We start from the raw sequence: 1,446 nt of genomic DNA, 5'->3' as shown, positions 1-1,446 counted from the left end.
GCGCGAATTCGCGGCAACGTGTCGCGGCTTCCCGCGATCTCACGCGATCGCGGGAGCCATCAGCTCGTCGAGCTTGCGCTTGAGCGCGGTGCCGTCGGACAAGGCCCGGAGCGGCGGCCGCACGCGTAGCCAGCTCGCGTCGCCCGTCTGTGCCGCGAGGATGGCTTTCAGCGTCGTGAGGAAGGATGGTGATTTCACCACGATGTCCACGGCAGCCTGCATGCGTGCTTCGACATCCTTGCCGTCGATCATTGCCTTGACCAGCTCCGGCGCGATGTTGGCCATGCCGCAGATGGTGCCGGCACCGCCGGCGGCGATCGCGCGGGTGATGTCAACCTCGTTGCCGACGGTGATGGCGAGCTCGGGAGCGGCGGCACGGAACGCCTGGAACTGCTTGAAGTCGCCGCTAGAGTCTTTCAGGCCCGCAACGACCTTGCCGTAGCGCTTGCGCAAATTCGCGGCGACGCCGGTCGGGATCGCGACACCCGAGATCTGCGGGATATGATAGAGGTAGGCACGCAGGCGATCGTCGGCGACGCCGTCGAGGATCGCCGCAAAGGCATCCTCGATGCCTTCAGGGCTGACGCTTCGGTCGAAGTAAGGCGGCAGATACAGCACGTGACGCAGGCCGAGACCGAGCACGGCACGCGTCAATGCGATGCTGTCGCCGATCGCGGGGAAGCCGCCGCCGATTCCAATTCGGTCCGGCGCAACGCCGGCCTTGAGCACGGCTTCGATGGTCGCGACGCGTTCGGCGACATTGAACGAGGTGCCCTCGCCGGTGGTGCCGAACAGCACGACACCGTCGATGCCCTTACCGAAGAGTTGCTTGCCGTGGGCGGCGAGCTTGGCGGAGTCCACGCTGCCGTCCGTCGCCAGCGGCGTCGCCGAAGCCACCCAGAACCCGCGAATTGCCTCCGTCATCACACACCATCCGTTGCTGTGGCTTCGGACCAGGCGTCTGGTCTCGGACGATCAAACCAGAGCTTGGCAAGCCTTGTTTTTGCTTTACTTTCGGGCTTGTACCTTACATACAACAAAGGCGCAAATCCTTTCCGCCGTCATGGCGCGCATAACACGCAGCCAGATTCCGAGGAGGTCTCGCATGGACATGGTGACCCCGGTCGAGCGGCCCACCCAGTTGCTCGGCGCCTTGCGCGACAGCCTCGGCGCGGCCGCCGTGCTCGTTGGCCCGGACGTGCCCGCGCGCAATTGCAACGACTGGAGCGCGAGCCTGCCGCAAACGCCGCTCGCGGTGATCCGCCCGGTCGATGCGCAAGGCGTGGCCGACGCGATTCTGACCTGCCGGCAGGCGCATCTGCCGTTCGTGCCGCAGGGCGGATTGACTGGGCTGTGCCGCGGCGCATCGCCTGAAGCAGGCTGGGTCGCGATCTCGCTCGAGCGCATGAGCGGGATCGAGGAGATCGATCACGCCTCGATGACGAT

General features: G+C 65.9%; 2 protein-coding genes. One reads left to right on the top strand and one right to left on the bottom strand.

What is annotated here, in order from left to right:
* Nucleotides 1-39: 39 nt before the first annotated feature.
* Nucleotides 40-924 (bottom strand): dihydrodipicolinate synthase family protein, encoded by an 885-nt coding sequence (locus tag IVB32_RS21785; protein ID WP_018453057.1) that lies wholly within the window; start codon nucleotides 922-924, stop codon nucleotides 40-42.
* Nucleotides 925-1,105: 181 nt separating this feature from the next.
* Between IVB32_RS21785 and IVB32_RS21780 the strand changes: the two genes are divergently transcribed.
* Nucleotides 1,106-1,446 (top strand): FAD-binding protein (locus tag IVB32_RS21780; protein ID WP_247411407.1); only part of this gene is annotated, 341 nt, incomplete at its 3' end.

The organism is Bradyrhizobium sp. 23, from assembly GCF_023073295.1.
In the GTDB taxonomy this organism is placed as follows: domain Bacteria; phylum Pseudomonadota; class Alphaproteobacteria; order Rhizobiales; family Xanthobacteraceae; genus Bradyrhizobium; species Bradyrhizobium canariense_D.
This window is presented reverse-complemented; position numbering and strand designations above follow the sequence as displayed.